General features: G+C 69.1%; 8 protein-coding genes. 3 read left to right on the forward strand and 5 right to left on the reverse strand.

Annotated features, from left to right (window positions below):
• Positions 1 to 88: 88 nt before the first annotated feature.
• Positions 89 to 592, reverse strand: coding sequence for a hypothetical protein (locus RTO53_RS18795; RefSeq protein ID WP_312239209.1), 504 nt, complete (start codon positions 590 to 592; stop codon positions 89 to 91).
• An 8-nt stretch (positions 593 to 600) separates the two neighbouring features.
• The gene (purM, locus tag RTO53_RS18800; RefSeq protein ID WP_312239210.1) at positions 601 to 1,656 is read right to left on the reverse strand and encodes a phosphoribosylformylglycinamidine cyclo-ligase; all 1,056 of its coding nucleotides are present in this window, start codon (positions 1,654 to 1,656) and stop codon (positions 601 to 603) included.
• A gap of 108 nt (positions 1,657 to 1,764) precedes the next feature.
• Here purM and RTO53_RS18805 point away from each other — a divergent pair, with 108 nt between their 5' ends.
• Genes RTO53_RS18805 through hda form a run of 3 tightly spaced genes read left to right on the forward strand, consistent with a single transcriptional unit; the run spans position 1,765 to position 4,762 of the window.
• Positions 1,765 to 2,886 carry a DUF2066 domain-containing protein gene (locus tag RTO53_RS18805; protein WP_312239211.1) on the forward strand — a complete coding sequence of 374 codons (1,122 nt, stop codon included), beginning with the start codon at positions 1,765 to 1,767 and terminating at the stop codon, positions 2,884 to 2,886.
• A complete protein-coding gene (locus RTO53_RS18810; protein ID WP_312239212.1) occupies positions 2,883 to 4,055 on the forward strand; it encodes an AI-2E family transporter in 1,173 nt (390 codons plus the stop codon). Before RTO53_RS18805 ends, RTO53_RS18810 begins: the two co-directional genes overlap by 4 nt.
• Positions 4,052 to 4,762, forward strand: a complete 711-nt coding sequence (hda, locus tag RTO53_RS18815; protein WP_312239213.1) for a DnaA regulatory inactivator Hda — start codon at positions 4,052 to 4,054, stop codon at positions 4,760 to 4,762. The genes RTO53_RS18810 and hda overlap by 4 nt, the downstream gene beginning before the upstream one ends.
• A gap of 99 nt (positions 4,763 to 4,861) precedes the next feature.
• Here hda and murU read toward each other — a convergent pair whose 3' ends face one another.
• Genes murU through RTO53_RS18830 form a run of 3 tightly spaced genes read right to left on the reverse strand, consistent with a single transcriptional unit; the run spans position 4,862 to position 6,931 of the window.
• Positions 4,862 to 5,575: an N-acetylmuramate alpha-1-phosphate uridylyltransferase MurU gene (murU, locus tag RTO53_RS18820; protein ID WP_312239214.1), complete on the reverse strand. Its 714-nt coding sequence runs from the start codon at positions 5,573 to 5,575 to the stop codon at positions 4,862 to 4,864.
• A complete protein-coding gene (locus RTO53_RS18825) occupies positions 5,572 to 6,597 on the reverse strand; it encodes a phosphotransferase (RefSeq protein WP_312239215.1) in 1,026 nt (341 codons plus the stop codon). The genes murU and RTO53_RS18825 overlap by 4 nt, the downstream gene beginning before the upstream one ends.
• A 58-nt stretch (positions 6,598 to 6,655) precedes the next feature.
• Positions 6,656 to 6,931 carry a GlsB/YeaQ/YmgE family stress response membrane protein gene (locus RTO53_RS18830; protein ID WP_312239216.1) on the reverse strand — a complete coding sequence of 92 codons (276 nt, stop codon included), beginning with the start codon at positions 6,929 to 6,931 and terminating at the stop codon, positions 6,656 to 6,658.
• Between the last annotated feature and the right edge of the window lie 121 nt (positions 6,932 to 7,052).

Raw genomic sequence — 7,052 nt, forward strand, 5'->3', positions numbered from 1 at the left:
CAGTACGCCGGCGAACGCGATCTTCCTGGCAATGGACATGGGCGCGACGATTCGGCTGGGGAGGGTCATGGCGGGGGGTGTCGGCGAATCAGGATGTCGGTGCGAGCGGGCTCGCGGTGCCCTGGAAGCTCTCGCGTACCGGGGCGCGCGACAGCACCATCAGGGTGAACACGCCCAGCACCGTGCCCAGCGGCATGCACAGACAGCTCAGGCCGGCCACCACCATGCACAACGTGTGGCGGCGACGCTGCATCAGGCAACGCCCGGCGAACACCAGGAGGCCGGCCAGCGTCATGCCGGCGAGGAGGAAGAACGCGGACATCACCACGAACATCCCCCCGACCGCTTCGGCACCCAGCGCCCCGGATGCACCGCCGTCGAGCGGTATGGAACCGGTCAGCAGGGCGATGCCGAGGAACAGATAGATCAGCGGAAACAGCGAGAAGAAGGCCACGAAGAGGGCCAGCACGTAATGCAGGATCGACAGCGTGCGCAGCTGCGACACGTCGTTGTGCGACAGTCGGGCAACCGGCACTGCCGGCGGCGAGGCCGGCAGCGTCGGTGTCGTGTCGGCCTCCAGGCGGGGCGCCACGGAGTGGATCAGCCGATCCGCACGCGTTCGGCACCGCTGGCGGTGGTGACCGCACCGATCGTCCAGTGATCCAGACCCTGCGCGGAGACAGCGGCGGCGACGGCCGGGACCTGGTCGGCGGCGACGATCAGCACGAAGCCGATGCCGCAGTTGAAGGTGCGCCACATCTCGCTGTCGGCCACGGCGCCTTCCTTCTGCAGCCACTGGAAGACCGGCGGCAGCGTCCACGCATCGGCCTGGATGTCCAGGCCAAGGCCTTCGGGCACCACGCGGATGATGTTCTCGGTCAGGCCGCCACCGGTGATGTGGGCCATGCCGTGGATGGCTTCGCCGTGGGTCTTCAGCAGCGCCAGGATCGGCTTGACGTACAGGCGGGTCGGGGCCATCAGCGCATCGACCAGCTTGACCCCGCCGTCCAGCTCCAGGTCGGCCGGCTGGCCGGCGCGGTCGTAGATGCGGCGGACCAGCGAATACCCGTTGGAGTGCGGGCCGGAGGAGGCGATGCCGATCAACACGTCGCCGGCGGCCACGCTGGCGCCGTCCTTCAGTTCGCTCTTTTCGACACCGGCCACGGTGAAGCCGGCCAGGTCGTATTCGCCGGGGGCGTACATGTCCGGCATTTCAGCGGTTTCGCCGCCGATCAGGGCGCAGCCGGCCTCGGTGCAGCCGTTGGCGATGCCGCCCACGACCGCCGCGGCGGTGTCGATGTCCAGCTTGCCGGTGGCGAAATAATCCAGGAAGAACAGCGGTTCGGCGCCCTGCACGAGCACGTCGTTCACGCACATGGCGACCAGATCGATGCCGATCGTGTCGTGGCGGCCCAGCTGTTGTGCCAGCTTCAGCTTGGTGCCAACGCCGTCGGTGCCCGACACCAGCACCGGCTCGCGGTACTTTTTGGACAGGTCGAACAGGGCCCCGAAGCCCCCCAGTCCGCCCATCACCTCAGGGCGGAAGCTGCGCTTGACCAGCGGCTTGATGCGCTCGACCAGTTCATTGCCCGCGTCGATGTCGACGCCGGCGTCGCGGTAGGTCAGGGGAGAGGGGTTGGACGGGGAATTGGTCACGGGCGTCGGCGCTGCGCTGGGGTGAAAGCGCGATTTTAACAGGCCACGTTGGCGCGCAGGCCCTATTCGGGCAACAATTCCCCCCGGATACGCTCAATGGAAGTCCTGATGCGCCGCAGCCTCTTTTTGATGATGCTCCTCACGCTATGCCTGCCGGTGGCCACGATGGCCCAGAGCGGGCTGCGTACCGAAGGCGACGTGGCTACTGCCAGCGGTGCTTACGAGGCCGAAGTACCGGTCAACAGCCAGGCCGATGCCGACCGCAACGGCGCGCTGTCGCGCGCGCTGGGCGTGGTGCTGGGCAAGTTGTCCGGCGACCGCAGCGTGATGGCGCGCCCGGGCGTGGCCCAGGCCCTGCGCGGGGCCAAGGACTACGTGGCCAGCTACGACTACCGCCAGGACCAGAGCACCTCGGCCAGCGGTGCCCCCAGTTTCCGCACCATGCTGGTGGCCCGGTTCCGCGAGGACGAGGTGGATGGCCTGATCTCCGCGCTGGGCTTGCCGTTGTGGCCGCAGCCGCGGCCCAAGCCGGTGGTCTGGCTGGCCATCGATGACGGCTCCGGCCCGCGTCTGGTCAGCGTGCAGCAGGCCAACGCGGCCCGCCCGCTGCTGGCCCGTGCGGTCGAGCGCGGTTACAAGCTGGGCCTGCCCAGTGGCAGCGCGGCCGAGCAGGCGCTGGTCGGCGCGATCTGGCGCCAGGACACCGCTGCGGTGGCGCGCGCGTCCTCGCGCTACGCCCCGCCGATGCAGCTGGTGGGCAAGCTGTACCGCGCCAACGGCGGCTGGGTGGCCGACTGGGTGTTCGTGGACGGTGGCAAGGAACTGAACAAGTGGACCACCAAGGACAGCGATGCCCGCCGGGCCATGGCCGGCGGTGCTGACGGCACCGCCGATGCACTGGTGCGGCGCTATGCCAAGGCGGGCGTGGCCACCGGTGCGGCGGGCAGCTACACCATCGCGGTAACCGGGCTGGACAGCGCCGAGGACTACCTGCGCCTGGCCGCGGGCCTGCGCGAGAACCCGGTGGTGCGCAACATCACCCCACTGCGTGCCTCGGGCAACCGCCTGGAGCTGTCGCTTGAAATGACCACCGGCCTGGCCGGCCTGAACCGCATGCTGGGCGAGAACGGGGTGATCGTCCCGCTGGCCCCGCTGCCGGTGCCGATCGACCCCAATGAAGCCCCCGGCACCCCGCCGCCGCCAGCCAGCAACGAGTACCGCCTGCGATGATCCTGACCCCCGAAGCGGAGATCGCGCAGTTCCTGCGCCGCCTCAAGTACGTCCTGGTGGCGCTGGCGGCCGGTTGGGTGATCTGGCTGCTCGGCCCGATCCTGACGCCGTTCGTGCTCGCCCTGGCGCTGGCCTGGCTGGGCGACCCGCTGGTCGACCGGATCGAGGCCACCGGTCGTTCGCGCAATACCGGCGTGGTGCTGGTGTTCGTGGCGATGATCCTGATGATCACCGCCGCGCTGCTGATCCTGGTGCCGATGATCGAGCGCCAGATCGCCACCCTGGTGGCGGCGATTCCGCAGGCCCAGCAGTGGCTGATGCAGACCGGCATTCCCTGGTTCGAGCAGAAGACTGGCCTGGAGGTCATGCAGTGGATGGATCCGGACCGGCTGATCGAGTGGGTGCGCAGCCATTGGCAGCAGGCCGGCGGCTTCGCCAAGACCTTCGTCGGCTACGTGTCGCGGTCGGGCTTCACGATGGTGACCTGGGTGGTCAACATCCTGCTGCTGCCCATCCTGGCGTTCTACTTCCTGCGTGATTGGGACAAGCTGGTCGAACGGGTGGCCTCGATGATCCCGCGCAACCACATCGGCACCATCACCAAACTGGCCCGCGAGTCGGACGAAGTGCTGGGTGCGTTCATCCGCGGCCAGTTCCTGGTGATGATCGCGCTGGGCGTGGTGTACGCCGCCGGCCTGTCGCTGGTGGGCCTGAAGCTGGGCCTGTTGATCGGCCTGATCGCCGGCCTGATCAGCTTCATCCCGTACCTGGGCGCGACCACCGGCATCGTGATGGCCATTGCCGCCGCGCTGGTGCAGGCGCAGGGCTTCGACCTGAAGTTGCTGATCCTGGTCGGTGTCGTGTTCACCGTGGGCCAGCTGCTGGAGAGCTATGTACTGACCCCGCGCATCGTCGGCGACAAGATCGGCCTGCATCCGGTGGCGGTGATCTTCGCGGTGATGGCCGGTGGCCAGCTGTTCGGCTTCCTCGGCATGCTGCTGGCGCTGCCGGTGGCGGCGGTGAGCAACGTGCTGCTGCGCTACGCGCACCAGCGTTACCGGCAGAGCGACCTGTACGCCGGGGAGCGCTCGGCGATCGTGCTGGATTCCTACATCGACAAGCCGACGATCATTGTCGACACCTCGCCGAAGGCACCTGACCTGCAGTGAGTGTCGTCCCGCAGCTGCCGCTCGCCCTGCGCTATCCGCAGGACGAGCGCCTGGAAACCTTCATCGGCGCACCCGACGGTGCGCTGGCGCAGCTGCGTGCCATCGCGGTGGGCGCCGCGCACGACTGGGTGTACCTGGAAGGTGCGGCCGGCACCGGCAAGACCCACCAGGCGCTGGCGATGTGCTCGCTGGCCGAACAGGTTGGCCGGCAGCCGACCTACCTGCCCCTGAAGGCGGTGGTGGGGCGCACCCGCGCCGCGCTGGAGTCGCTGGAAGGCCGCGACCTGGTCGCGCTCGATGGGCTGGACGCGGTGGCCGGGCAGCGCGAGGACGAAGTGGCGTTGTTCGATTTCCACAATCGTGCGCGCAGCGCCGGCATCACCCTGCTGTACACCGCCCAGCACGGCCCGGACCAGTTGGGCCTGGTGCTGCCGGACCTGCGTTCGCGCCTGCAGCAGTGCGTGCGCCTGCACCTGCAGCCGCTGGATGACGAAGGCCGCGCGGCGGTGTTGCGCGAGCGCGCGCTGCGTCGTGGGCTGGCCATTGATGAGGCGGCGATCGAATGGCTGCTGACCCGCACCGGCCGGGAGCTGGGCAGCCTGGTGAGCCTGCTGGACTGGCTGGACCGCGAATCGATGGCAGCACAGCGGCGCATCACCGTACCGTTCCTGCGCCAGGTGCTGGAGGATGGGCCGCCGCGGCTGTAGAGCCGACCGTTGGTCGGCTGCTCCGCTGGGCTCGGGCGGAGAGCAGCCGACCAACGGTCGGCTCTACCACCGGGTCGCCCAGGCGGGGTGTCTGCGGTGTTACCCGTGCGGGGATCGCAACTGCGCGTCCAGCTGCGCCAGACGCTCCGGCGTGCCCACATCGGTCCAACGCCCCGGGTGGTACTGGCCGCTCACGCGTCCCTGCGCCATGGCATGCCGCAACAACGGCGCCAGGCCGAACTGCGGCGGCTGCGCGTGCGCGCCGGGGGTGTCGCCGATCACCGCGCGCCACCCCTCGAGAATCCGCGGCCGGTACACGCCGATGCCGGCATAGGTCAGGCGCGCTTCGTCGCCTGCGTCGCTGACCTGGCCATCGCCGCGCAGGATGAAATCGCCGCGCGGATGCTGGGCGGGGTTGTCGACCAGCACCAGGTGCGCATCGCTTGATGGATCACGCGGCAGCGTGGCGAAGTCCACGTCCGTCCACACATCGCCGTTGACCACCAGGAACGGCGCATCGCCGAGTACCGGTCGCGCGTTGAGGATGCCACCGCCGGTTTCCAGCGGCACCGCGCCTTCGTCGAGGATGTGCAGGCGCAGGCCCCAGCGCGCACCGTCTCCGAGCGCCGGCGCGAATTGATCGCCCAGCCACGCGGTGTTGATCACCACGTCCTCGACGCCCGCTGCGGCCAGGCGCTCCAGGTGCCATTCGATCAGGCGTTTGCCACCGGCCACCAGCAGCGGCTTGGGCGTATGCAGGGTCAGCGGGCGCATGCGCTCGCCTTTGCCCGCCGAAAAAATCAGCGCCTTCATGGGCGTGCCGGGATCGGGCCGGCCAACTGTGCCAGCGCCGGCTTGATGCGCTGCTGCAGCAAGTCATCCAGCGCGGCCAGTTCGGGATGGCGCGGCAGCACTTCGTCCAGGTAACGGATGAAGCGCGGCGCGTCGTCGAAGTAATGGCCCTTGCCATCGCGGTCGCGCAGGCGCACGAACAGGCCGAGGATCTTGAGGTGGCGCTGCACGCCCATCCAGTCCGCATCGCGCAGGAACTGCGGCCACGGACGCACCGGCAGCCCTGCAGCCAACGCCTGGGCGTGGTAACGCGCCAGCCACGCATCCACCTTTTCCAGCGGCCAGCTCAGGAACGCATCCTTGAACAGGCTGACCGGGTCATAGGCGATCGGGCCGCGCACCAGATCCTGGAAATCCAGCACCGCCGGACCGCCGTCGATCGGCATCAGGTTGCGCGGCATGAAGTCGCGGTGGGTGAGCACCTGCGGCTGGTTCAGTGCGTTGTCCATCAAGCGCCGATGCACCAGCTGCAGCTGTTCCAGCTCGCCGCAGTCCAGCTGCAGGCCAAGGTGGCGCTGCAGGAACCATTCGTCGAACAGCCCCGCGTCACGCTGCAGCAGCGCCTCGCCGAACGAGCCCATGCCTTCGGGCACCGGAATCTGCTGCAGCCGGATCAGCTGCGCGAAGGCGGCATCGAACCACGCGTCGGCGTTGTCGTCATCGATATGCCGTGCCAGCGTCGGGCCGCCGAGGTCTTCCAGCAACAGGAAGCCCTGCTCGACATCGCGCTCGAGCACGCGCGGCACGCGCACGCCGTTGGGTTCCAGCAGGTCATGCATGCGCAGCCACGGGCGCACGTCCTCCAGTCCGGGCGGGGAGTCCATCACGATGTGGCTGCCGGCGGCGCTGGTGGTGCGCCAGTAGCTGCGGAAACCGGCGTCGACCGACGCCCGGTCCAGGGCCAGGTGCGGGTCGTTCAGCGCGGCGCTGGCCCACTGGCGGCGGAGGTCGGCGCGCAGGGGATCGGAAGCGGGATCGTTCATGGACGGGTACGTCGAAGCGGCACCGTACAGGCGCCAGGGAAAGAGGGGAGGGTGGGGTTCAGCGCTTGCCGTTGCCGCTGACCAGTCGCAGCAGTGCCAGCACCGCTACTGCACCCAGGACCGCGCCGAGGAAACCGGCCGGCTCGCCGGCGGCATACCAGCCCATGTACTGGCCGAACCAGCCGGCCAGCAGTGCGCCGACGATGCCGAGCACGATGGTCAGCAGGCAGCCCATGCGGTTGTTGCCGGGCATGAAGAAGCGCCCGAGCAGGCCGACCACGAAGCCGACCAGGATGATGTAGAGCCAGCTGGTGCTGCCGAACAGTCCGTTCATGCCATCTGCGCCTTCGGAGGGTGGACGCAGCCTAGCAAGGCCAGGCTGCGTCCGTCACGCCGTGTGCGGTCAGCAGCAGCCGTGGCCGCCGTGGCGGGTGCCGCTGTCGGCCGCCACCGGC

This window comes from Stenotrophomonas sp. (genome assembly GCF_031995405.1).
Lineage (GTDB): Bacteria > Pseudomonadota > Gammaproteobacteria > Xanthomonadales > Xanthomonadaceae > Stenotrophomonas.